This is a genomic window from Halobacteriovorax sp. BALOs_7 (assembly GCF_003612895.1).
Classification (GTDB): domain Bacteria; phylum Bdellovibrionota; class Bacteriovoracia; order Bacteriovoracales; family Bacteriovoracaceae; genus Halobacteriovorax_A; species Halobacteriovorax_A vibrionivorans.
Window position 1 is genome coordinate 1,218,957 of record NZ_CP027772.1, and the last position, 24,533, is coordinate 1,243,489.

22 protein-coding genes are annotated in these 24,533 nt (G+C 36.6%); 7 read left to right on the forward strand and 15 right to left on the reverse strand.

What is annotated here, in order from left to right; genetic code table 11:
• Positions 1-43: 43 nt before the first annotated feature.
• The 8 genes from BALOs_RS06030 to BALOs_RS06065 form a co-directional block, all read right to left on the reverse strand.
• Entirely contained in the window at positions 44-985 is a 942-nt protein-coding gene (locus tag BALOs_RS06030) for an ABC transporter ATP-binding protein (RefSeq protein WP_120404606.1), read from the reverse strand.
• Positions 986-1,004: 19 nt separating this feature from the next.
• Positions 1,005-1,970: an ABC transporter ATP-binding protein gene (locus tag BALOs_RS06035; protein ID WP_120404607.1), complete on the reverse strand. Its 966-nt coding sequence runs from the start codon at positions 1,968-1,970 to the stop codon at positions 1,005-1,007.
• An 18-nt stretch (positions 1,971-1,988) separates the two neighbouring features.
• Entirely contained in the window at positions 1,989-2,888 is a 900-nt protein-coding gene (locus tag BALOs_RS06040; protein ID WP_120404608.1) for an ABC transporter permease, read from the reverse strand.
• Entirely contained in the window at positions 2,888-3,913 is a 1,026-nt protein-coding gene (locus BALOs_RS06045) for an ABC transporter permease (RefSeq protein ID WP_120404609.1), read from the reverse strand. Before BALOs_RS06045 ends, BALOs_RS06040 begins: the two co-directional genes overlap by 1 nt.
• 13 nt (positions 3,914-3,926) lie before the next feature.
• The gene (locus BALOs_RS06050; protein ID WP_240406493.1) at positions 3,927-5,528 is read right to left on the reverse strand and encodes an ABC transporter substrate-binding protein; all 1,602 of its coding nucleotides are present in this window, start codon (positions 5,526-5,528) and stop codon (positions 3,927-3,929) included.
• A 288-nt stretch (positions 5,529-5,816) separates the two neighbouring features.
• Positions 5,817-7,055, reverse strand: coding sequence for a hypothetical protein (locus BALOs_RS06055; RefSeq protein WP_120404610.1), 1,239 nt, complete (start codon positions 7,053-7,055; stop codon positions 5,817-5,819).
• Between the two features lie 357 nt (positions 7,056-7,412).
• Positions 7,413-8,522, reverse strand: coding sequence for an alanine dehydrogenase (gene ald / locus BALOs_RS06060; RefSeq protein WP_120404611.1), 1,110 nt, complete (start codon positions 8,520-8,522; stop codon positions 7,413-7,415).
• An 87-nt stretch (positions 8,523-8,609) separates the two neighbouring features.
• Positions 8,610-9,398, reverse strand: coding sequence for an MBL fold metallo-hydrolase (locus tag BALOs_RS06065; RefSeq protein WP_120404612.1), 789 nt, complete (start codon positions 9,396-9,398; stop codon positions 8,610-8,612).
• A gap of 66 nt (positions 9,399-9,464) precedes the next feature.
• On the opposite strand from BALOs_RS06065, the gene BALOs_RS06070 reads away from it, so the two are divergent.
• Both BALOs_RS06070 and BALOs_RS06075 read left to right on the forward strand, forming a co-directional pair.
• Positions 9,465-10,856 carry a pitrilysin family protein gene (locus tag BALOs_RS06070; RefSeq protein WP_158536814.1) on the forward strand — a complete coding sequence of 464 codons (1,392 nt, stop codon included), beginning with the start codon at positions 9,465-9,467 and terminating at the stop codon, positions 10,854-10,856.
• A gap of 5 nt (positions 10,857-10,861) precedes the next feature.
• Positions 10,862-12,250, forward strand: a complete 1,389-nt coding sequence (locus tag BALOs_RS06075; RefSeq protein WP_120404613.1) for a pitrilysin family protein — start codon at positions 10,862-10,864, stop codon at positions 12,248-12,250.
• Positions 12,251-12,314: 64 nt separating this feature from the next.
• On the opposite strand, the gene BALOs_RS06080 is transcribed toward BALOs_RS06075, so the two are convergent.
• The 3 genes from BALOs_RS06080 to BALOs_RS06090 are packed head-to-tail and all read right to left on the reverse strand — an operon-like array spanning position 12,315 to position 14,466.
• Positions 12,315-12,659: a polymer-forming cytoskeletal protein gene (locus tag BALOs_RS06080; RefSeq protein ID WP_114706307.1), complete on the reverse strand. Its 345-nt coding sequence runs from the start codon at positions 12,657-12,659 to the stop codon at positions 12,315-12,317.
• Positions 12,659-13,393 (reverse strand): hypothetical protein, encoded by a 735-nt coding sequence (locus BALOs_RS06085; protein ID WP_114706306.1) that lies wholly within the window; start codon positions 13,391-13,393, stop codon positions 12,659-12,661. Before BALOs_RS06085 ends, BALOs_RS06080 begins: the two co-directional genes overlap by 1 nt.
• An 11-nt stretch (positions 13,394-13,404) precedes the next feature.
• Complete coding sequence (locus BALOs_RS06090) at positions 13,405-14,466, reverse strand: L,D-transpeptidase family protein (RefSeq protein WP_114706305.1); 1,062 nt, start codon at positions 14,464-14,466, stop codon at positions 13,405-13,407.
• Positions 14,467-14,679: 213 nt separating this feature from the next.
• Here BALOs_RS06090 and BALOs_RS06095 point away from each other — a divergent pair, with 213 nt between their 5' ends.
• From BALOs_RS06095 to BALOs_RS06110, 4 genes are all read left to right on the forward strand, one after another.
• Complete coding sequence (locus BALOs_RS06095; RefSeq protein ID WP_120404614.1) at positions 14,680-16,350, forward strand: hypothetical protein; 1,671 nt, start codon at positions 14,680-14,682, stop codon at positions 16,348-16,350.
• Between the two features lie 8 nt (positions 16,351-16,358).
• Positions 16,359-17,321: a GGDEF domain-containing protein gene (locus tag BALOs_RS06100; protein ID WP_120404615.1), complete on the forward strand. Its 963-nt coding sequence runs from the start codon at positions 16,359-16,361 to the stop codon at positions 17,319-17,321.
• A 2-nt stretch (positions 17,322-17,323) separates the two neighbouring features.
• Positions 17,324-18,403 (forward strand): metallophosphoesterase, encoded by a 1,080-nt coding sequence (locus BALOs_RS06105; RefSeq protein WP_120404616.1) that lies wholly within the window; start codon positions 17,324-17,326, stop codon positions 18,401-18,403.
• A 363-nt stretch (positions 18,404-18,766) separates the two neighbouring features.
• Positions 18,767-19,381, forward strand: a complete 615-nt coding sequence (locus tag BALOs_RS06110; protein ID WP_114706301.1) for a sterol desaturase family protein — start codon at positions 18,767-18,769, stop codon at positions 19,379-19,381.
• On the opposite strand, the gene BALOs_RS06115 is transcribed toward BALOs_RS06110, so the two are convergent.
• The 3 genes from BALOs_RS06115 to BALOs_RS06125 are packed head-to-tail and all read right to left on the reverse strand — an operon-like array spanning position 19,378 to position 22,704.
• Positions 19,378-20,352 carry an NAD(P)-dependent oxidoreductase gene (locus tag BALOs_RS06115; protein ID WP_120404617.1) on the reverse strand — a complete coding sequence of 325 codons (975 nt, stop codon included), beginning with the start codon at positions 20,350-20,352 and terminating at the stop codon, positions 19,378-19,380. The genes BALOs_RS06110 and BALOs_RS06115 overlap by 4 nt on opposite strands.
• Positions 20,349-21,479, reverse strand: a complete 1,131-nt coding sequence (locus tag BALOs_RS06120) for an N-acetyltransferase (protein WP_114706299.1) — start codon at positions 21,477-21,479, stop codon at positions 20,349-20,351. The genes BALOs_RS06115 and BALOs_RS06120 overlap by 4 nt, the downstream gene beginning before the upstream one ends.
• A 16-nt stretch (positions 21,480-21,495) precedes the next feature.
• Positions 21,496-22,704 carry a pyridoxal phosphate-dependent aminotransferase family protein gene (locus tag BALOs_RS06125; protein WP_114706298.1) on the reverse strand — a complete coding sequence of 403 codons (1,209 nt, stop codon included), beginning with the start codon at positions 22,702-22,704 and terminating at the stop codon, positions 21,496-21,498.
• Between the two features lie 106 nt (positions 22,705-22,810).
• Between BALOs_RS06125 and BALOs_RS06130 the strand changes: the two genes are divergently transcribed.
• Complete coding sequence (locus BALOs_RS06130) at positions 22,811-23,773, forward strand: hypothetical protein (RefSeq protein WP_120404618.1); 963 nt, start codon at positions 22,811-22,813, stop codon at positions 23,771-23,773.
• Here BALOs_RS06130 and BALOs_RS06135 read toward each other — a convergent pair.
• The gene (locus BALOs_RS06135) at positions 23,739-24,470 is read right to left on the reverse strand and encodes a PilZ domain-containing protein (protein ID WP_114706296.1); all 732 of its coding nucleotides are present in this window, start codon (positions 24,468-24,470) and stop codon (positions 23,739-23,741) included. The two genes, BALOs_RS06130 and BALOs_RS06135, sit on opposite strands and share 35 nt — an antisense overlap.
• Positions 24,471-24,533 lie beyond the last annotated feature (63 nt).

Here is a 24,533-nt window from a genome sequence, read left to right on the forward strand (position 1 = left end):
TAAATTCAGATATAAAAAAGGCCCACTTTTTAGTGGGCCTTTTTTAATTGGCAATTACTTCGTGGCAGAAAACACTTCTTTGGTCGATATCACGACATTCAGGAATTTCGCTCTTACAGGATTCTACAGCAAGCGGACAACGAGTATGAAAATTACATCCTGAAGGAGGATCAAGAGGTGATGGTAGCTCCACATCCTTAAGAGGAGGGAATGCTTTTATTACTTCATTTTCCACAGCGTGCGCACTTTTTAAGAGTGTCTTTGTGTATGGATGGTGAGGCGTCTCAAATATCACATCACTCTTTCCATATTCACATACCTTTCCAAGATACATGACAAGAACTTTATCTGCGATATAGCGTACAACAGAGAGATCGTGAGAGATAAAGATATATGTTAGATTAAATTCTTTTTGAAGATCTCTTAAAAGATTTAAAACTTGTGCTTGAACAGAGACGTCTAATGCTGAAACAGGCTCATCCAAAATAAGAACCTTTGGCTTTAAGATAAGGGCACGTGCAATACCAATTCGCTGGCGCTGGCCACCACTGAACATATGTGGGTACTTATGGGCGTGCTCGCGTCTTAGTCCAACTGTTTCCATTAGATCACAGGCCCTTTTAAAAGCTTCTTTCTTTGTCACTTTCTCATTTATTAAGAGTGGGTCTGCAATAATCTCCCAGGCCTTTTTTCTTGGATTAAGGGATTCAAGCGGGTTTTGAAAAACCATTTGAATATTATGATATAACTCCTTAGAGCTCATTTGAGAAAAGTCTTTTCCAGCTATTGTGATACTTCCACCCGATAAAGATTCAAGTCCCATGAGGCATTTTGCAAGAGTGGATTTTCCGCAACCTGATTCACCTACAATTCCTAGCGTCGATCTTTCTTGTAAATTAAAACTCAGGCCATCAACGGCCTTTACATTTTTATCTCCCACTGGGTAATGCTTCTTTAAATTTGTAACTTTTATTGTATCAATCATTATTTTATTATCCGTTAGATTAGTTGTTTAAAGGGTGAATACATTTTAGAGAGCGATCATTATGAATGATTAGTTTTGGTAGATGATTACATTCATTACTAGAGTATTCACAGCGCTCCTTGAATTGGCAGCCTGTGGGCCTTCCTGCAAGGTCTGGTACCATTCCTTTAATTGAATAAAGGGGAGCGTCGATATCGTTTGCAAATGATGGTATTGATTGTAGAAGTCCAAATGTATAAGGATGCCGTGGGAGTGCAATGACATCTTCTGTTGGGCCTTTTTCAATTACTTCACCTGCGTACATAACTTGTAATGTTCTCGTAAAGTCTTTTACTACAGCAAGATCGTGAGAGATGAAAATTACGGCCATGCCTGTCTCTTTCTGGATCTCGATTAAAAGGTCCAGAATCTGTTGTTGAACAGTTACATCAAGTGCTGTTGTTGGCTCATCTGCAATTAGAAGTTTAGGATCTGATGCAATGGCCATGGCAATCATCACTCTTTGTGCCATTCCTCCGGAAAGCTCGTGAGGATATGATTTCATTCTCTCTTTTGGAGCCGGAATACCAACAAGTGTTAAAAGCTTTTCGACTCGATTCTTTCTATCGGGCTTAGTCATTGTTGGATTATGAATTTTTAAAACTTCTTCAATCTGATTTTCTACTGTGTAGCAAGGATTTAAGCTACTCATGGCATCTTGGAAGATCATACTAATCTCACCACCGCGAATCTTTTGCCATGATTTTTCGTTAAGGCCTTGAAGATCAACTCCATCAAAGCTTAATTCATCAGCAGTGACTACGGCGTTGTCATCGAGGAGTCCCATAATGGCCATACTTGTAATACTCTTACCACATCCGGATTCTCCAACAATTCCTAAAGTCTCACTTTTTTCAACGTCAAAGGAAACATTTCTAACCGCGTGAACAAGACCTTTTTTTGTCTTGAAGTGGATATTTAAATTTTTAACTTTTAATAAATTCATAGCAATATTTCTCTTTTCTTATCTCTTAAGTTTTGGATCAAGTGCATCTCTAAGCCCATCACCAAATAAGTTTAGGCCAAGTACGACTGCTAGAATGCAAAGTCCTGGTAGCGTGACAAGCCATGGAGCACTTTGTATATAAGGTCTAGCATCACTTAGCATAATTCCCCATTCAGGAGTTGGAGCTTGAACACCTAGTCCTAAGAAGCCAAGGGCCGCAGTGGAGAGAATCCCTTCTGATAGTCCTAGAGTAATTTGAACAATTAATGTTGCCATACAATTTGGAAGAATTTCCTTTAGCATGATGCGAATAGGAGAGGCCCCAAAAGTTTTAGCAGCTTGAACGAATTGTAGGTCTTTGATTTCCATAACATTGGCACGAATTAAACGTGTAAAAGATGGAACACTTACAAGTGAAACAGCAAAGACCGCATTCATAAGTCCTGGGCCAATTACAGAGACAACTATAATAGCGAGAAGAATACTTGGGTAGGCCATGAGAATGTCAATAAATCGCATAATCACAGCATCCGTCTTTCCACCAAAGTAGCCTGCAAGAAGTCCAAGAATAGTTCCAATTACAGCTGATATAAATACAATTGATATCCCAACAAAGAGTGAGACTTGAGCACCGTAAATAAGTCGGCTTAAAACATCACGTCCAAGATCATCTGTTCCTAGTAAGAAAGACATATTTCCACCCTCTGCCCAAATTGGTGGGATACGAAGTTGTCCTTCAAAGATTTCACTTTGCCCATGAGGAGCAATAATAGGAGCGAGTAGTGCTATAAGAATAAATCCTATAACTAAGGCCAGTCCAAAGACTGCACCTTTGTTATCACTAAAATGATCCCAAAAGTCTTTTAATAACTGAATATTTGTTATGTTTGAATCTTGTTTAATTACTTGGTCACTCATTATTTTGAACCTGAAATTTTAGGGTTAACAATCGAGTAGATTATATCCACGCATGTATTGATGAAGATAACCATCAGGGCAATGAAGAGAATACCTCCTTGTATTACAGGGTAGTCTCTAGCGTGAATACTTGCTACTAGCCAACGGCCGATACCTGGCCACGAAAAGATGGTCTCTGTAAGAATTGCTCCTGTAATGATACTTCCAAAAAGAAGTCCAATAACAGTTACGATTGGTATAAGTGCATTCCTTACGGCGTGCTTCCATACTATCTTTTGATAACTTTGGCCTTTTGCTTTAGCTGTTTGGATATATGGTGCTTTTAAGACCTCAAGTACACTTGATCTTGTCATTCGAGAAATAACAGCAAGTGGAATTGTCCCCATAGCAATTGTTGGCAGGATAAGGTGTTTTAGGGCCGAAAAAAATGGTGCTAAACCATCAAATTCAATGACCTCAGGATTAAGCGTATCAAGTAGCATGAAACCTGTAATACTTGGTACTTCATAGAAGACATCTAACCTTCCTGAAACTGGTGTGATTCCCATATTAACTGAAAAGACAATAATGAGAATTAATCCCCACCAAAATATTGGCATTGAATATCCCACTAGTGATGTACCCATTAATAGATAGTCTATAAAAGAATTACGCTTTAAAGCGGCATAGACTCCAGCAGGGATTCCTATTAGGATGGCAAATACCATCGCACATACTCCAAGCTCTAAAGTGGCCGGAAAGCGAGAGAAGAACTCATTGACTACTGTTTGCTTCGTCACAATGGATTGGCCAAAATCTCCTGAGAAGATATTTTGTATGTAGAGAAAGTACTGCTCTAGAATTGGACGATCGAGTCCTAGTGTTTTTTGCATGGCCGCATAGACTTTAGGATCAGCACCACGTTCACCTAAAAGAAGAAGAACGGGGTCACCTGGAACTAAGCGAACAATGATAAAAGAAAATAAGCTAATCCCAATTACTGTTGGGATTAGCTGAAGAAAACGTTGTTTTAAGAAGTTTTTCATATAATTTAATTACTTATTCGATAGAGATATCAGTAAAGATATCATTTCCAAGAGGATGAATTTTGAATCCCTTTACATTATTTCTCATGGCACGGTGAACTGTTGAGTGAAAGAGTGTTATCCATGGAACCTCTTTTTTAAATACTTCTTGGGCCTCAAGATAGTAATTAGCTCTTTTCTTTGGATCGTTTAGCCTCTTTGCCATTATAACCTGACGGTCATAATCCTTATTACACCAATTTGCATAATTAGAGCCGGCCTTAGCTCCTTCACAGCTTAATAACATATATAAGAAGTTATCAGGGTCTCCATTGTCACCAGTCCATCCCATTTGAATCATTGAATGTTCACCAGCGTGTGCCTTCTTTAAGTATGTAGGCCAATCATATGTCACAAGCTCAACCTTGATACCAATTTTTGCAAGATCTTCTTGCATTAATTCACCCATTTTCTTTCCATTTGGATTATATGGACGAGATACCGGAAGAGTCCAAATTGTTGTTTCAAAACCATTTGGAAGACCTGCTTTTTTTAATTCTTCTTTTGCCTTTTGAATATTGTATTCATACGGAGTGATATTGTCGTTATAACCCCAGATTGTTGGTGGCATTGGGTTCTTTGCAACATTTGCAAACCCAAGATAGATAGGATCAATATAAGAGTCACGATTTAGGGCATAGTTTATTGCTCGTCTTACATGGATATTATCAAAAGGCTTCTTTTCAGTGTTCATAGCAAGGTATGCAACATTGAGACCGGCACCATCTAATACTGTTATATCTTTATTTGCTTTTAGTGCTGCAATATCTGTTGGTGCAGGCTGAGTCGCAAGGTGGCATTCTCCTGCAACAAGTTTCTGCGTTCTAACTGAAGGATCAGGAATAATAGAAAAAACCATTCTCTTAATTTTTGGAGCACCTTTAAAATAGTCTTTATTAGCTGTATAACGGATCATTGTATCTTTCTGATATGATCCAAAAATAAATGGGCCTGTTCCAACTGGTTTACGATCAAAATCTTCAGGAGTTTTGGCCGCTAGCATTTTTTCACCATACTCACGTGAAAGGATACTTGTGAAGGCCATTGCAAAGTTTGCAAGTAGGGGAGCTTCTGGGTGATGAAGTTCAATTTGAACTTGGTACTTATCAGTTTGTTTAATATCTTTGATAATATTAGACATTCCCATTCCATCCCAATATTCATAGATACCACCACTTACCTTATTATATGGATGGTCCTTTTTAAACATACGGTTTAGGGACCACACAACATCACTTGCATCAAGCTGTCTTGTTGGTTTGAAATATTTTGTCGTATGAAATTTAACACCTTTTCTTATATTAAACGTATAAGTTAGTTGATCTTGAGATACAGTCCAACTCTCAGCAATGGAAGGAATGATATTAGTGCTTCCAGTTTCAAAACTTACAAGTCGATTAAAGAGTGGGTAAGCTGCCGCATTGTGAGATGGGCCATCAGTTAGAAATTGAGGATTAAATCCTGAAGGTGAACCTTCTGAACAGTATACAAAAGTACTCTTATTTGCTCCGTTCTTTCCTGAACAAGACACAACGAGTAGGGCCACCATTAAAATGGCCATTAGGTTTTTAATCATTACTAAGCTCCCTTAATGATTTATTTATTTTTTATTTATAAAATGGTACGTAGCATTTGCTATAACGTAAACAACACCACGCATTACATTGCTTAATCTTTAATTTCTTAACTATTCAAGTACTAGAGATTGTGATGACCACAATTGATAAAGGTAGAAATGAAGTGAGAAAAGAAGGCCCCTGTAACTAAACAGAGGCCTTCTTGTTCAATTTATATTTTCATGGCCTTCAAACAATTCCCTAAAATTGAATGAAGACCTTAAGTGTGTGTGCTTAAGGTCTTTTTTCTAAAGTTCAGCTTCTGCTTTTAGCGTATGTGTTACTGGCTTTAGCTCTTGCCCTGGAACAGTTGAATCCAGTGGAAAGAAAGTAAGAGTAACTTTAAGCTTACGCTCTTTTTCAAATGGACCAAAGAAGCCTTTTTTGATTTTTTCAAAACCGTGCTCTTTTAGTTCTCCTGTAAGAAGAACGTTTCCATTATCAAGAAGAGTTTTGTTGAAAGTTAATAGATCAATAGTCTTCTTAAAGTGAAGTCTCTTCTTTTCACGATCGTAGATAACGATTTCTGTCTTTAGCGCTTCAACACCTTCTAGATTAGATACTTCTAATTCAAACTTTCCTCGCTTGCTAATATCAACTTTAGCAGGAGTTACTTGAATAGGAGCACGTGCTTTATCAAGGTCAAAGAATTCAACTTTTAGAGTCGATTCATAGTTATAATCTTGAACCTCGTTAAAGTCTGCAACTTGGAAGTTTATCTGAGTTGATTCTTCATTTAAGTTTTCAACTTCAGTTTGGAAACTCTTCATTTCGTTTGCAAAGTTTAGCGTGAAGTTTGCATCGGCTTTCTCGATTGCACCAATATATTCAACTTTTACTTTGTGAGTTACTTTTTCAGTATCTTTGTAAGGTACTGTACGTGTCTTTGTACAAGCGTATGGCTCTGAACGATACTTTGTTACTGTACGACAAACGTAGTCTTGGTATGGCTCATCTGTACAAATATTTCTTCCTGGCTCCCAGTGACAACGTTGAACTGGGCGTGAGCGACAAACATAGTCTTGGTATGGTTCACGGCTACATGTACGACGACCTGGCTTTGTTTCACAAACACGACGACCTGGTCTTTGCTTACATTCGCGACGCCCATTAACATCACGACATATTCTTTGCCCTGGTACATTTCGACAAACTTGTCTTGATGGGCCAGTTGTACACCTTTCACGATATTTTGTTTCATAGCGACACTGACGCTCGTAGTCTGTGTGGCAAACATTTCTTCCTGAGCGGTAGCGACAAGATTGACGATACTTCGTTTCGTATCCACATTCTTCGTCTTGGTATGGAATTTGATTGTAACAAGTACCTTCGTATTCTTCTTGTTTGTACTTTGTTACCTCAATTTCTTTGGCAAGAATTTGAACATCATTTTGTCCACCATTGAATGAGAAGTTTAATTGGTTATCACTGGCAAAAGCAGTGAGAGTGATTAGAACAAGCATTATGCTCTTAATAAACTTAGACATTTCTCCCCCTTAAAAGAATTAATGAATAACTTTTAGCGAGATTGAGGTAAAAATGAAAAATATATTGAAGTTAATTTATGTTAACTCCCTAAATGTAAGATATTTTGAGAAAACTAACACTTTAAATCAGTGAATTATTGAGAAAGTTGAGCATTTTGGTTAGAAAATGACCCCAGTTGTAAATTTGATAGGTTATCTTGAGAGAAATGACGGGGTGAGTTGAATTACGAAGCTAAGTGATTACGAATTTAATATCATGCTTTTCTTTGGTGATCACTTTATTATTTTAGGTCAGAACTCTTGTTCAAACTTATCTAGAAAGTAATAAAAAAGGGCCTTAGTGGCCCTTTTTTTATATTAATCAATATTTAGTGGAGTGTATTCAAGGTTAAGATCATCAGCTACTTGCTTGTAAACGAGTTTACCTTTGTAGATATTGATACCTTTTTTGAATGCCGCATCCATTCTCGCTGCTTCTTCAACACCATATTTTGCAATCATACGAGCGTACTTAAGAGTTACGTTAGTAAGAGCAAAAGTTGAAGTTTGAGCAACAGCACCTGGCATATTAGCAACACAGTAGTGAACAACACCATCTACTAGGAAAGTAGGGTTTTGGTGAGTTGTTGGCTTACATGTTTCAATACAACCACCTTGGTCAACTGCAATATCAACTACTACAGATCCCTTTTCCATTTTTGAAATCATCTCTCTTGTTACAAGCTTTGGAGCCTTTGCACCTGGTACAAGTACCGCACCAATAACAAGATCTGATTCTTGAACAGATTTTTCGATATTATCAATATTTGAAAATAGAGTCGTGATTCTGTTATCAAATAAGTCATCAAGTTCAGCAAGACGCTTAGTCGATAGGTCAATTGCTGTTACGTCAGCACCCATACCCATGGCCATTTTAATTGCGTTAGTACCTGCAACACCACAACCAATAACTGTTACTTTTGCTCTTCTTGTTCCTGGTACACCACCTAGAAGAACACCTTTTCCACCGTGGTCAATTTGTAGGTAAGAAGCACCAATTTGAGTTGCCATTCTTCCTGCAACTTCTGACATAGGAGTTAGAAGAGGTAGTGACCCATCTGCTGGTTGGATTGTCTCGTATGCAATAGAAGTTGATCCAGACTCCATTAAACCAGTTGTTTGCGGCTCATCTGCTGCAAGGTGAAGGTATGTATAAAGAATATGGTGTGGCTTTAAAAGAGCAATCTCTCTAGCTTGTGGCTCTTTTACTTTGATGATCATTGTCGACTTTTCAAAAACTTCTTCAAGTGAGCCAAGAATCTTAGCACCTGCTTGGATGAAGTCTTCATCGCTAATACCAATTCCATAACCAGCATTTGTTTCTACGTACACTTCGTGACCGTCGTGAACTAGTTGTCTAACACCGCCTGGAACTAGACCAACGCGATTTTCATTATTTTTAATTTCCTTTGGAACACCAATAATCATACTAAACTCCATCAAAGCTAAAGGCGTAATAAAATATCTTAAAATTGTTAAGAATATATAATGTTTTTAACGTGCAATTACAATAATTTAAACATCGAATTTCATGCCGTCATAAGCGACTTTGACATTTTTAGCAGGAAAGTGCTCATTGCACTTAGATTGCAACGAGTCATGTTCCAATTCATGGCCCATATGTGTAAGAAAACTCTGCTTTGCGCCAATTTCTTTGATATATGAGAAGCACTTCTCCACGTTTAGGTGGCTGCGGTGAGGCTCTTCTCGAACACAATCTATAATAAGCGCATCAAGGTTTGAGTTTTTAAGCTTCAAAAGTGTCTGGTCCGCAATCTCATGACAATCTGAAATTATAGCAAGCTTATCCGTTAATAAACCTAATGAAGTTCCATTTCCGTGGGGAAGCTGAAGGAATTCACATTCTAGCTCACAAATTTTCATCTTTTCATTAATATTGATCTCATTCATTAAGAGTCTGGGACTTGAGCCGATATGCCCCTTATTACTTCCAAAGATATAGCCAAATCGTTCATGGATAACTCTTGCACAATTACTTGATGTGTAGAGGTTGATTGGATGATTGAATGTGAATGGCCTTATATCATCAATCCCGTTGAGATGATCAGCATGAGGGTGAGATATAATAACACCATTAACATCTTGGACGTTCTCTCTTAATAGTTGAGTCCTTAGGTCGGGACCAGTGTCAAAGACGATAGTCGTCTTTTTCGTTTGCAAGAGAAAAGAAGTGCGAAGACGCTTATTAAATGGATTTGAACTTGTACATACATTGCAATTACATCCTAACATTGGGATGCCTGTACTTGTTCCTGTTCCTAGAAATGTGATTGATAAATTCATAAGTATATATTGCCATGAAAATTATAAGCTTTTAAACTACTTATGTTAACTTTTATTGGAGATTTAATGTTTAAAACGACAAAGTACTTTGCCTGCCTGGTATTTTTATTTCTTGTCTCGTGTTCATCGACGCAGGATCAGGGCACAAATCATAAAGATATTGGACTTGGTGACTTAGAGTTAAATATCGATATTCAAAAACATACGTTAGATAATGGACTGAAGTTACTTCTAGTACGGGACTCTAAGCTTCCTATTGCATCAATTTATACATTCTACGATGTAGGTGGAAGATATGAGAAAGTAGGCACGACTGGTGCGACTCATTTCCTAGAGCATATGATGTTTAAGAAGACGAAGAATTATCCAGCGGAGTATTTCTCAGATTATATTGAAACTTACGGTGGTGATTCAAACGCATATACGACATTTGATAACACTGTTTATTATGAAAATATTGCGGCCTCTACTGTTGAGAAGATGATTGAGCTTGAAGCGGAGAGAATGCAAAATCTTGTTCTTGAAGAAGTTCCTTTTGAAAAAGAAAGACAAGTCGTTCTTGAAGAAAGAAAAATGCGTTATGAAAATAAGCCAAATGGAAAAATTCATCTTGCAATGATGAAGGCGATCTTTAAAGGAACTCCATATGGAGGCTCTGTTATTGGCGATGCAAAAGACGTAAAGGCACTTAAAAGAGATCAGATGATGGAGTTTTATCATAACTTCTACGCGCCAAATAATGCGACGATGATCATTGTTGGTGATATCGATCCTTCTTCGGTACTAGATAAAGTTAAGGATACAATTGGAAAGATTAAAACAAATAGTGACCTTGATAAGAAAAAAGAGAAGCTTGATAATGTTGATAATTATAAGCGCACTTCAAAGCTTCCTTATATTAAAGGCCTTAATGGACAGGCAAAGAATCCAATGTTTCGTTTAGCATTTCCTGCTGTTTCAATAACTCATGAAGATGCACTTGCCCTGGACTTCTTAGCTGATATTTTAGGAACTGGTACAAGCTCTTATCTTGTTAAAAACTTTGTCGTTTCCAAAAGACCTCGTCTTTCAAGCGTTTATGCTTTCAATTACGGCCTAAAGAATGGTGGTGTTTTTGTTATTGGAGGAGAGATTCTTCCAAAGTTTAGTATTCGCACAAGTCGTAATAAGCTTTTAAAAAGTTTACGTCGTTCATGCTCAAAGGCCATTACACCTCGTTCAGTACAAAAGACTAAGAACTTACTATTAAAGCAATACTTCCAAGCAATTTCTACAAATGATGGCCTTGCAAGCTTCTTAGGCTCAACTGAATTCTACTTTGGTGATTATCGTGAGTATAAGAAACAACTAAAGAGCTATGATGAAATGACTGTGGAGAAGGTGAGAGACGTATGTAAGCGTTATATCTCGGGTAATAACTATGCCTTCTTATCAATTTGGGATCGTAATAAAAGGTAATTTATATGAAAAATATTTTAAATAAAGTTCTAATCACATCTCTTCTTTTGGGGGCAGGCCAACTCTACGCAAATGAGTTAGTTGATCGCATTGAGAAAATGAAGTGGGAAAATATCGATGTCACTTATATTCAAGATGATAAGTTTCCAACTTATAATGTAACAATTTTCTTTGCAGATGGAGCAATGAAAGATGGCCGCACAAAAGGTGTAACAAATATGATGTTTGACCTTTTGGAGAGTGGTACTAATCGATTTAGCTTAAATGAGATCGCAGATAATCTCGAATTCTATGGTGTTTCAACATCTTCAAATGTTACTCATGAGTATTCAAGCTATTCGTATAATGGCCTATCTAAAGATATCATTCCTACAACAAAGAAGATCTGTCATATTTTTAGGGATGCTGTTTATCCAAAAAAGGAACTTGCAAAGGCAAAGAAGCTATTACGTGCTCAAAGACAAAACTTAGTTTCAAATCCTGGGGCCCTTGCCTCAACGGCTTTTCGTGATATTAGCTTAAGAGGAACTCCTTACGTCTCTGATGTAAAAGGAAGACTTAGTGATCTTAAGCGCATGAGAAGAAGCTACCTTCTAGATCGTCTAAAGTACTTTAGAGAAGATGTGAAAAAGAAAGTCTATATAACTGGGCCAAGAACAGTTTTAAATATTAAAAATATTATTACAAATGAATGTGGATTTAATTCAAAAGCAAGCTTCACAAGAACTCTTGACTCAAAAGTTAAGGAGTTAAGGCCATTTGACCCACAAAAGCCTGTTATCCATTTTGTTGAAGTACCTAAGGCAAATCAAGCACAAGTTAGGGCCGGAATCTTTATGGCAAAAGATAAAGATCCAGGATTTGAGAACCTTGAATTTATGTCCCAATATCTTGGTGGTGGATTCACTTCTATTCTTGTTAAAGAGCTTAGAACAAAAAGAGGCTTAACTTATTCTGCTTGGGCAACTGCTGGCATGCAAAAAGATTATGGACGCTCAGTTCTTTCTACTTTTACAAAAGAAGAAACAGTAGGGCAGATGGTTCAAGAAGTAATAAAGATTCTTAAAGATAATTCTGAAGCAAAGAATATAGCAATGAGTGAAATTGAAAAAGTAAGAAAGGCCGTAAAGGGTGGTTTTGCTTTTCAATTCCAAAAGCCATCAAGCTTTATGAGACAATTAGTTAACCTTGATAATGCAAATGTCGATATTAAGCGCTTTCTTGAATACACAAGCTTTGTTGATAAAATCTCTCAAGAAGATGTCGCAAAAACAGTATATGCAGCTTTCCCATATGATAAAGTTAAGATTGTTGTTCTTGGTGACAAGTCAATGAAGAAGGCATTACGTAAGATTGGTAAGGTTAAAGTCTATAACTACAAAAACTTTCTATAAATAAAAAAGGGTAGGACTTCGCTTCCTACCCTTAATATTTTTCTAAATATTTAAGATATTAAATTTATGATTGTGATTCGAGAGTGTGTCCTTGCATATTAACAGTTGCCCCTGGAGCAATATTAATATTCTTAGCAACGATCTGACCTTTGACCACACCTGTAGGGAAAACCTTTACCTTACCTTGGGCCGTGATATCTCCTGAGACTTCTCCATAGATATTAAGGTCTCCGCAGCGAATTCGACCTTCCACAATTCCTTGTGGCTCAATTGTGAGAGTAAAGCTCTCATCAATTTGAATATCGCCTTCAATTGTTGAGCAAATATGTGATGGCCCCTTTAGAACAATATCGCCCTTTATAACGGATCCAATTCCTACAAATGTGAAGTTTTGATCTCTTAAGTCCATTATTTGATCTCTTCTCTGAATAATTGTTGATGAACAATATCACCAAGACGATTAAAGATAAAAACCTTAAACATTGCTGTACTGGTCTTTGGAAGATCAAACTTAGCTGTTACAGGACGAAAGCGTGAAGTGGCAAATGACTCACCCTTTGTGTAATTAAGAGAGAAGTTTCTGATTGAATCTCCACCTTCAGGGTAGTGAAAGTAATTATTCCCATCAAATAAGAAGATGTGAATATAGCCAGAAACGCGATTATTATCTTGTGTAATATTGATAAGATTAAAGCTTAACTCAACCTTCTCATTTCCTTTGTTAACCTTAATATCTTCAATCTTGATACTTGCAGGACTTGTTAAGTCTTTTTGTCCCTTTACTGGGGCAATGATATTAAGTGAACTTGCAGAAGCTCCACTAATCGTTTCATTGGCAAGTCGGTTTGTTAGATCAAGGTTTAGTGTTGTAAGTTCTGAGTTCTTTTGAGTAAGTCCAGAATTCTCGTCGCGAAGATTTTTGATAATTAACGGCTCTTTTGCCTTAATTAGGTTTTCGATATTCTTTGTGTAAAAGTATGAACCGGCCAAAGCAAAGATTGAAAATACTGTTAAGACAACAGGCACATAAAGAATGGCCTTATATTCTCGAGGTGTTAATTGAAGGTATCTTGGCACCTTATTATTTTCATAAAGAATAAATGAAAGATTATTCTTTGCCGCTTCCTTGGTATTTGAAGACATCCGTTTCCCTTTTAATTTTCGCTATATGGCCTAGTTAGAGTTAGGTTCAATGTGAAAATTTGTTTTGGGTCTTGTGAAGTAAAGAACCTTTGTGACGGCTCAAAACTTAAGTGCTCCCTCTCATTTGTAATATCCATTGGAATTCTCTGCCATCTCTCAGCGACGATTTTCCACTTATAATATGGATCACGCTTTAGATAGAGAGTCTTCTTTCCTATATCGTTTACAGTGTTACTCTTATAGTCTTGCTTAAATGTAACAACAACATAGTCATCAGCTTTTAATACTGTAAGGTTTGAGATTTTAATCTCTGGCTTTCCTGGGTTAGAAAAGACTGCTCTCTTATATTGAGCGAATGTATTGTAGCGACCTCTAAATGGGTCCTCAAAGTCTGTACGAGAGTAGTGAGAAAGGTACTTATCAGTATCTTCCTTAGACCAAGCATCTAGCCAACCATTAAAAGTATCAATGACTTCGTTCTTTTCTCTTTTCCATGTTTCTTCACTGAAGAATTTTAAATTATGGACTACAACGATATTCGTTTTATTGATTTCAATATATCTAGCGATATCAATTAGGTTAACATTGTGGGCAACAAGACATCCCTTAGAATCAAGACCTTTATCAATTCTTGGTTCATTATCTGTTGAGTGTAGCCAAATTCCGCCACCTGTTTTCCCTTGTGCTTTATCAATAGGATTAGGGTAGTCAAGAACGAAGGCACCAACTCCGTATTGTGCTCCAAGTTCACCATGACGTTTGATTAAGTCATTGTGATCTAGGAATTGGTTAAAGAAGTAAACACCTTCAGGAGTTCGCTTGTCTCCTTGATATTCTTTATTTCCAACTTTTTGACCTGTGGCCATTTGGAAGGTTTTTATTAGTCTTGGTTTTCCCTCATCATTTTCATAGAGATATAATGTATGAGTAGATTTCTCTGCAACAATCACATGGTGAGCAAAGTAATCATTCATCAAAAGTAGATTTGATGGGAGAAAGTCTTGAGCATTCGCTCTTAGCGAAATTAATGTCGTTGTTAAAATACTGGATAAAATTAGTAGTTTCTTAATCATGGATAGCCTTTATCTTGATAACTGCTTAATATTGTAGAACATTTCCTCACTAGTTCTCAAGTGGAAACCTCATCTATTTTGAATATTCTTAAACAGAATGACTTTATGCGACGTAAATACTTAACTTTTTTCAAAAAAAGGCGAAAAGGAGAGTGTAGGAAAGCAAGAAAACTTAGATTTAAACAAATTTAGTGCACTTTATTGGGGAAAAATATGTCAGCACACAAGAAAGCACAAGAAGAATTGACGGAAGAAAGTGACAAGATTCAGAGCGCTGTAGACGATGTTCTAGGTTCAGACTCTGATAATTCAGCTCAAATGGCCGATCAAGAAGATAAGACTTCATTAACACTTGTGGAAACAGATATGGATCTGTCTCAATTTAACTCTTCAAATGAAGAGGCAGATGAGGGTGGAATTGAATTAAATTTCGATGATGACTTAGATATGTCTCTTTGTGGGGATGGTGATGAAGTAGAAAATGCCCCAGCAGATGCAAGTTCCCCAACTGATATGGATCTGGATATTTCAGGAAGCCTTTCTATCGATTTAACTGCCAAAGGTGAAGATATTCCCAATGCACCAGCAGAGGCAGCAAGAGAAGATGACTTAGACTTAGATAATAATCCGATCATAGTAGAGAAAAAGGTCGAAGCAGTTACACAAGAAGATCAAGAGCTCCCATCTGAAGAAGATACTCAAGAGCTAGAAGCTTCAAGTGATATTGATAATGAATTAGATGATCTTGGTGAATTAGACGACTTGGATGATCTTGGTGACCTAGACGACTTAGGTGATTTAGATGATCTAGGCGAACTCGATGACTTAGAGGCGAGTGCTAATTTGGATGATGATCTGGATATTGATCTTGATAGTAGTCTTGATGATGAGCTTGACGAGGACCTGGACTCTCTTGATTCTGATGTTGAAGATACAGCAGAAGTGGAGCTAGGACTTAGTGAAGATGATCATGATGAAGACTTAGTTCAAGGGCAAGAACAAGAAGAAGATACTCTGGCCCAACTGGATGGTATGGTAAATGAAACACCTAGGCCACAAGAAGAAGAGGAGGCCACTGTTACTGCGGTTGCTTCAAATGAAGCTGAAGAAACAAAAACAGTGCATGCTCCGATGAATTCAAATGAGCAAACAGCAAGTTATAATATCGGTGTTGGTCAAGATAGCAAGTCACAACAACATGATTCATTTGTTCATAATTCTAGTGGCGTTGCACAGTCTCCTGCAGCTACGATTCACCCTGGGCATATTCTTTCGTCTATGAGTGAAGAGCAGTTAATGGATCTACGAGTTACTGTAAATGAGTTAAAGACAGATCGTACTAATTTATTAAATGAGATAAATGAACTTCAATCTATGGTTGAGATTTTAAAAAGAGAAAATCTTAATTTAAGAACTGAAGCAGATGAGAAATCAATTGAATTAACTATTGCTAAAAAGCGACATGCTTTTGAAATAGAAGAGACAAAGTCTCAGTTGGATAATTACAAGCATGGGCTTGAATTAAGTGAAGCTAAAAATAAAGCGATGAAAGAAGAAATGAATGAAATCGGCAGTCGCATGAGATTAGATCACGCAAGCGTTCGTGCTCGTGAGCAAGAACTTGAGAGTCAGCTAGAGCTTATGGCAATTGATAGTGATAATAAAATAAAAGCTCGCGATGAGAAAATCTTAGAACTTAAGAGAAAGATTGATACATTAGAGTTTAATATGGAAAATATGGCCATCAATGAAAAACAGGCCAAGAAAGAGCGCATGCTCGCTCAACAGAAACTTGAAAGATTAATTAATAACTTAAGAGGATCTTTAAGTATTGTTTCAGATACAATTGATTTGGATTTGAGCGATATTGAAATGGAAAACTAAAAACGATTATGTTGGAAAAACAATACGAAGCACTATTAAATTATATCTGCCAGAATGTGGAAGAAGAGAACTTCAATATTGTTCTTAAATCTTTTCGTGATTTTATCAAAAATGAGTTTAACTCAAAGACTCCTCTGGTATTTGCGACCATCCAAACTGATGATGGTAATCCTATTATCCGAGACTTCTATAATAATAAAATATCTGGAGAGTACCCAGATAAGGTTTATCAGGAATTAATGGGGGCGCTTAAAACTCAGCACCTACATGTGGATATTGAAGGGGATAAGTACCGATTTATTGATGTCGGCTTTAATGGAAGCCAAAATCTTTTTATCGTTGTTAATGGTGAATTCTCTACGCAAGTATTTTCACAGTTGGAAAATTATATTCAATCTAAATTTAGAAGTCTGTTACATATAAAAGAGCTTAAGCGACTACAATCTCTTGCTCATGTTGATGATGTAACTGGACTGTATAATCAAAGAAAGTTTAAAAGTGATATTGAAGCATCAATTAGAGAATATGAAACTCTAGAGAGATCATTTTCACTTATTTTTATCGATATCGATTACTTTAAAAGTATCAATGATGGTCATGGCCACTTAATTGGGACAAGTTTATTAAAACAAGTAGCTGAAACAATTCGCTCAACTGTAAGAGAAGATGACTTATGTTATCGCTATGGTGGAGATGAGTTTGTTGTCTTGGCCCCATATTCAACATTGGAAGATGCCAAGCATATTGGAGAGCGAATTCTAAAGAGAGTAAAGTCGACAATATATAAGATTGAAGCTGACCTTGAAATCAATTCTAAAGAGGATGAGGACGTACAGTTAAGTGTTTCTATTGGTGTCGCTAATTACCCTGTAAATGCTTCGAGTCGAAATGAAATTATCGGTATGGCCGATAAAATGATGTATGAAGCAAAAAAGTCTGGACGTGGTAAAGTCTGTGTTGCAGACTCATAAATATGAAGTACCTAATTTTATCTGATCTTCACATTGGAAAAGGCAGCTATCTGCAAAACGGAGAATTCAATATTCTTGAAGACTTCTTCGAGGATGATCGCTTCTATGAATTTTGTGATTATTTTTCCACAAATGAGTATTATTCAAAGCCTGTAACCATTGTCTTAAATGGTGACATACTAAATCTTATTCAAATTGATACTGATGGGGTTTTTACTCATGTTGTCGATGAGCACATGACTGTAAGACAGATTGACGATATTGCAAAAGGACACCCGCGCTTCTTTGCTGGCCTTAAGAAGTTTTTGCGCGCACCACATAAGCGTGTTGTTTATGTTGTTGGCAATCACGATGCAGGAATGCTCTTTGAAGGAGCTCAACAAAGATTCAAAGAAATCTGTGGCAATGAAATTCTCTTTACTGAAACATTTATAGAAAATGGGTTACATGTTGAACATGGACATCGTTTTGAAGCAATTAATACGGTTCCAAAAACAAAGCAATTTATTAAAGGTCCAGCTGGCAAAGAGATTCTAAACTTTCCTTGGGGATCTTTATTTTGTATCAATGTTCTTCCTCGTTTAAAGAAGGAGCGCCCTTATATTGATAAGGTTAGGCCTATGTCGTCTTATGTGAAATGGTGTCTATTCAATGATACACGCTTCTTTTGGCGACTCATGTTTACTTGCGTAAATTACGTTATTAAGACTTATTCAAATTATTACACACGTCAAAATACAAACTTTAAAACGACGATAAAAATTCTTCAACAGATTACCATCTATCCAAAGTACGAAAGGATGGCCAGAAGGATTCTTGATCGCAATTCGTCCATTCATACTGTTGTTATGGGGCATACTCATCTTCAGGAGTGGCGTCGTTTTCCGGAAGGACGATACTATTTCAATACTGGAACTTGGAATAATATCCCTTCAATTGATGCTGGAAAACATCAGGATACTCTTAGCCTAACTTATTGTAGCGTTAATGTTCATCAGGAGAGTTCTTCTCTAATAAATGCATCGATGAATCAATGGATGGGACAATGGAAGCCATATATCGAAGAGCTTCGAACTAGTTAAAATTTAAATGATTTGGGATTATTTTTTTGAATGAAATAAAAGACGACGTTCCTAAAAAGTCCTTTCCCGAAACGCCGAAGTGTCTTTATTTCGTCTCTGCTTATTAATAAGTTTATTCGATTTTACAGAAAGAACAAGGGATTTTTTCTTACAGTAACTCGCATGAGAAATTAACTTAGTCCATTATTCTAATACGTTACTGTATAGGCATTTACATGCTCTATAAAATATGTTTTCTTGATTTCTGACATCAATAAAAAATAGGTTTAAATTAGTTTAAAAGTAGCTAAAAGCTGACTATTCTTTTCTTATTTGTTATGAATACTAGTGTTTATAGGTTTTTCTACTTATAGGATATAAAAAGTGAAAAAATACGAATCAATTAGAATATTTAAGAACCCTGTTCTTGAGTCTATGACTCACGTACACCCAATAATACCATTACTACTTTGGACGCCATTTGTCATTTTTCTTATCTATCGCTCTTACTTTGCTTTAGGTTATACACATTTTGAAATGATTATTTGTGCTATTAGCGGACTTCTTATTTGGACTCTGACAGAGTACTTACTTCACCGCTTTGTTTTTCATTTAAAACCTATAGGGCCACTGACAAAACGATTTGTATTCCTATTTCACGGACTCCATCACGATGATCCAAATGATCCAACAAGACTTGTGATGCCACCTGTTCCGGCCATTTTAATTATGGCATTGATATGGGGATTCTTTTCACTATTTATTCCAGCGTATTATCTTTCGGGTTTTATGGCATTCTTTACAGTAGGCTATCTTTGTTATGACTATATACACTATGCAACTCACCACTTTAAAATGACTGGTCGAGTAGGGCGCTACTTAAAGAAGTTTCATCTTCAACATCACTTTCGTCATGAAAAGGCAAAGTATGGTGTGAGTTCACCACTTTGGGACTATGTATTTCGTACGGTTACTGGAGAAAAAGAAGAAGGTTATTAGAGCCAGTTGCGCCCTTGATAATCTTTTGCTGTCATCTCAATAGTCGATCTTAGATCGTGTTGAGGTATATGTCCTAAGGCCTTGATCTTTTCACTTTTACAAAGCCACGCATGTGCCTCAAGCTCATTAATCTTATCTCTCGTTAATGGAAGGTGAATAGGCAGCGTATAAAGTGCACCTGCTACAATTCTTAGTATCCAAATTGGGATAGACATAAAGAATACTTTCTTCACACCAAGAGTACTTGAGATTGTATTGATTAATTCCTCAAAAGTTACTTCATCAACAGATGTGACATAGTAAACTTCATTCTTTGGACTTTGTTGTTTTGCACATAAGATAATCGCATCAACAAGATCAAAGACATTTACAACACTGTAGCGCTTTGATCTAAATCCAAAGCCAGGGCCAGTGACAAATCTCGATTTTACCATCTTAAAGACATCAAGTACGGCACTATCTCTTGGTCCAATTACCATTGGAGGCCTAATGATTGTACTATTCCAACTTTCAGGAGCTAGCTCTTTTAGCGCCTGCTCAGCTGCTAGTTTTGAATGACCATATGCTGACACTGGATTACATTCATGGGCCTCATCAATAGGTGATTGAGATGGGCCAGCAGCTGCTTGTGATGAGATTAAAAGAAAATGTAATTTCTCATAACGCTTACTTAATTCATTTATTAAATCTTGTGTTGCTAGCTGATTTGTTTTTGCAAATGTTAATGAATGCTTAGCAGAGACAACACCAGCTGTGTGAATAACACAGTCGAGATCTGAGGGAAGTTTCTTTACCCATGATGAAATTGATTCTTCATCGAGGTTTCCTGTAATATATTTTCCAGGCAGCTCTAAGTTTAGTGCTTTTTGTTCATTTCTTACTAAAGCGTAAACTTCATGTCCTTGTTCTGATAATTTATCACATAGGTGGGAGCCAACAAAGCCAGTCGCTCCAGTAATTAAAACTTTCATACGAGCTCTTTTTGAAAAATACGATACTTTCTATATGGAACCGCATTCATTTTTAGAAGTGGTTTATTCATATTTAAGTTGTCTTCTAAAATCCAACTCATTTCAATATTCTTATACTTCTTATAGCTTGCAATATTTTCGTGAGCTCGGAAATAGAGAATTGATTCTAGTCCATAAAGCCTGTATTTCTTCTTCACACCCATTGTAATAACTCGAACACCGTCGATTAATTTAGGTGCCCTTAGGACTTGAAATATACCTGTTGGTAAAAGCTTTCCATTTGGGATTTTATGTAGAACTTGATTAAAGTCGGGTAGGCATACAATAAAGCCAGCTTCAACACCGTTTACAAGAGCGAATAAAATAAGCTTTTCATCTGCTACTGTTTTTAGGTCTGCGGCCATGGCAAAGAACTCATCCTTGGTCATTGGGACAAATCCCCAATTCTCTTCCCAAGCATCATTGTAAATCTCATACATGAGCTTTATTTCTTCTTGCCATCTCTTTTTAGAAACACAACGATAAGTAATGGACTCTTTCTTTTCTGCACGCTCTGCAATCTTTTTAATAACTTCAGGCATCTGAGTTTCAGTTTTCATGTGATAAGCAAGTAGATCCATTGCTTTTGTGAAGCCAAGAGACTCAATATGTTGCTGATAGTATTCGTAATTATACATCATCATAAGAACAGGAATCTCTCCATATCCCTTGATTAGTGTTCCACATTCATAATTTGTTGAAGGATTAAATGGGCCAATAAACTTTTCCATGCCTAGTGATGAACACCATTCTGCCGCTGCATTAAATAAGCTTTCAAAAACTTTTATATCGTCGATGGCATCGAGGAATCCCCAATGTCCTTCTTTTGAATTATGAAATTTATTATAGTTATGATTATTGATGGCCATGATTCTTCCAACATCTTTTCCATCTTTAATGGCGATATAGAAAGCACATTGGGCCGTATTGTAGAAAGGATGGCCTGACTTGAATAACTTATTTAGCTCCATTCTTAATTGAGGAACCCAAAACTTATCATCTTTATATATTTCAAATTGAATATCAATGAATCGTTTACGGGCCTTTTTATCGTTTAAAACGTCTACTTTCTCAATATAGATGGCCATCTAAGCTCCTTTCTTTCTAGTGTCCCATTGTTGAAGGAAGATCAAATTCCTTCTTGGCCTTTGCAAATACCTCAAGAACTTTTGTTAGCTCACTCTTACTATGAGTTGCCATATAACTTGTTCTAATAAGGGCCTCTCCCTTAGGTACTGCTGGTGGAACAACTGGAGTTGCAAAAACTCCGTGATCACTTAGGAATTTTGTTACAAGCATCGATTTTACATCGTCACCGATGAAGATTGGAATAATTGGTGTTTGCGAATTATATGTATAGAACCCAATTTCTTGGAATCCATTTCTCATAAATTGTACGTTATCCCATAGTTTCTCATGAAGAGTGTCGTCTTCATTGATAACGTCGATACATGCAGATACTGTCGCAACTGCTGAAGGGGCCATTGAAGCAGAGAACATAAATGATCTCGCTAAGTGTTTTACGTAGTTGATAGTTTCAGCATCACCTGAAAGTACACCACCAATAGAAGCAAATGATTTAGAAAACGTTCCCATATTTAAGTGTACTTTATCAGTTACACCAAAGTGGTTCATCGTTCCTGCACCTTTTTCTCCCATCACACCGATACCATGAGCATCGTCAACGTAGATATAGGCACCATATTTTTCTGCAAGTCTTACCATTTCTGGAAGGTTTGCAATATCACCAGTCATTGAGAAAACACCGTCAGCTACGATGATAACTTTTTGGAAGCGATCGATATTAGCTTCAAGTTGCTCTTCAAGAGACTCCATATCGTTGTGACGATATTTAAAAGTTGTTCCCATTGCTAAACGTGAAGCATCAATGATTGAAGCATGATTTTCAGAATCAAAGAGCATACAATCTCTTGGTCCACAAATAGCAGATAGAGCACCAAGGTTCGTTTGCATACCTGTTGAAAAGATAAGGGCCTTTTCATGCCCAAGGTATGTAGCTAGCTTTTCTTCAAGTTCTTCGTGTATCGTTAAATTTCCATTAAGAAATCTTGAACCTGTACAACCTGTACCGTATTTTTCAATGGCCTTTATGGCCGCTTCTTTCACATGTGGGTGGTGAGTTAGACCAAGGTAGTTATTTGAGCCGATCATGATTTGATCACGGCCATCAATTTTTACAACCGTTCCTTCTGAGTCACCAATTTGACGAAAGAATGGATAAAGATCTTTAGACTTAAGCATATTTGCTTTGTCCATTAAACGGTCAGCTGCACTTGAAAATTTCAACGACATATTTCACATCTCATTAGAATTGTATTAATAAATAGAGGTAGCAGTGAATTTATCCATATATTGTTGACAAGTCAACTTAGATATATGCGTTAAGGTAGTACTTATCATGTTTAAATTATTCAACTTTTCTTCTATTTTAAGTGCCATGATTCACTTCATCATCTTAACGATTTGTGCATCGTGTATTGGGGGAGATAAAGAGGTCTCTCAGACTGTAAGTTCTGAAGTTCAAGACTGGAAAATACCTTGTGATTTAAGTACTTTGTGTACGAAAAAACAACTTATTAGCTCACTTAATGGCCCAATTGAATTTAGAAAAACTCTAAAAGAGAAGATTGATAATAACTTTAATCAATTCTTTGATACGTATGGAAACGACTTATTCTATGTCTGCGCAAGCTTAATTAGTGTCGGAGGATGTCGTGAAATACAAATTGATAAGGCCTCTAAAGTATCTTTTGAATTGTATATGAAAGGTCTAGCAAGTTGCCATCACCGTCTATGTCATGACTACTTTCAACAAAATAAGGCCCAGCTTTTAAAATTGGCCAACTCCTTTGATTCACAGCTCTCACTTAAATCATATTATCTTATGGCAGTTAAGTTACCGCTTCCTTGGTATGATAAGGCCGACTATTTAAAGAAATACTTAGAGTTAATAGATGCTAAAGTCTTAAAATATGAAGAACTAGGGCCACTTATAAGTGCAATCCCAAATCATCAGGGACTGAAAACCTTTATTGCTAAGAGGTTTTTTAAAATAGATGAGAATCTTGATGGTGTCGCTGTTTACTTAGCTCGTTATCAAAATGGGTGGCACGATATTTATTATAAGAAGTTTCTAGCTAGTGATAATAAAGTTGCAATAAACGCCTTTATTAATTCTATGCCTATTGGTTGTCCTCAAATATCAACGATATTGTCTTTTAAAGATTTGATAGATCATAAAAATAAGAAGGTATTAGAAGAGACTCTTAATCAAGAAGAACTTGATAAGTATTTCTCGTCTTTAAAGCTTAAGAGCAATAAGGATTCTAAGTGCCTTTCTTCATCGCCGCCTGCTTTCTAAGCTCTTCTCCACGGGCCTCAGAGTTAATTGAAAGAACGAGGTCTTCCTCAACATCTTTATCCATATTTTGAAAAGCGGCACCAATACCTAAAGGCTTTTCTGAGTCCGAATCATTTGGCCAAGTTGCTGCAATCTTAAGTTGAGGAATCTCAAAGCGCTTAGAAGCAAGTCTTACTGTGGCCTTGGCAAAGATGGTCTCTTTTGCAAACTTCTCTTTGAATTCAGAAGAGCAATTAAAGCTTATTCCACCAGCAGAAATATCATTGCAGTCAAATACATCTTCTTCAATTTTAATTTGAATAGGGATATATGAGTTTGCGTGTAGTCGATAGTTAGTACGTTGCTGACTTTTATAGAAAGGTCGATCAGCTTTAAGACTATATAATTCACTTGCTGAATTGAAACTTAGAAACGAGCTAGAGAATAGGTATACAGACTTAAAAGTGATTTTAATTAGAACTTCACTTTCTTTATTCTTTGAACCAGCAAGTTTCGCAATGATGCTTGCGTCAAAATCTACTGAAAGTTCAAGGTTGTCTTCATCGAGAGATTTTATTTTAAATTTTTCGACTTTGTCTTTGTCTTGACCTTTTTGCCAAACCTCTACGCTAAGTCCGTCACTTACGGCCCTTCTTAAAAAACTTAACCTCTCATCCTTGGGGATTTCAGAGAAATAAAATTTCTTATTAGCATCCATCTTACTAGCTCACTTTAAATTATTGAATTATTGCGTTAACTATTTAATATTAAATATATTTTA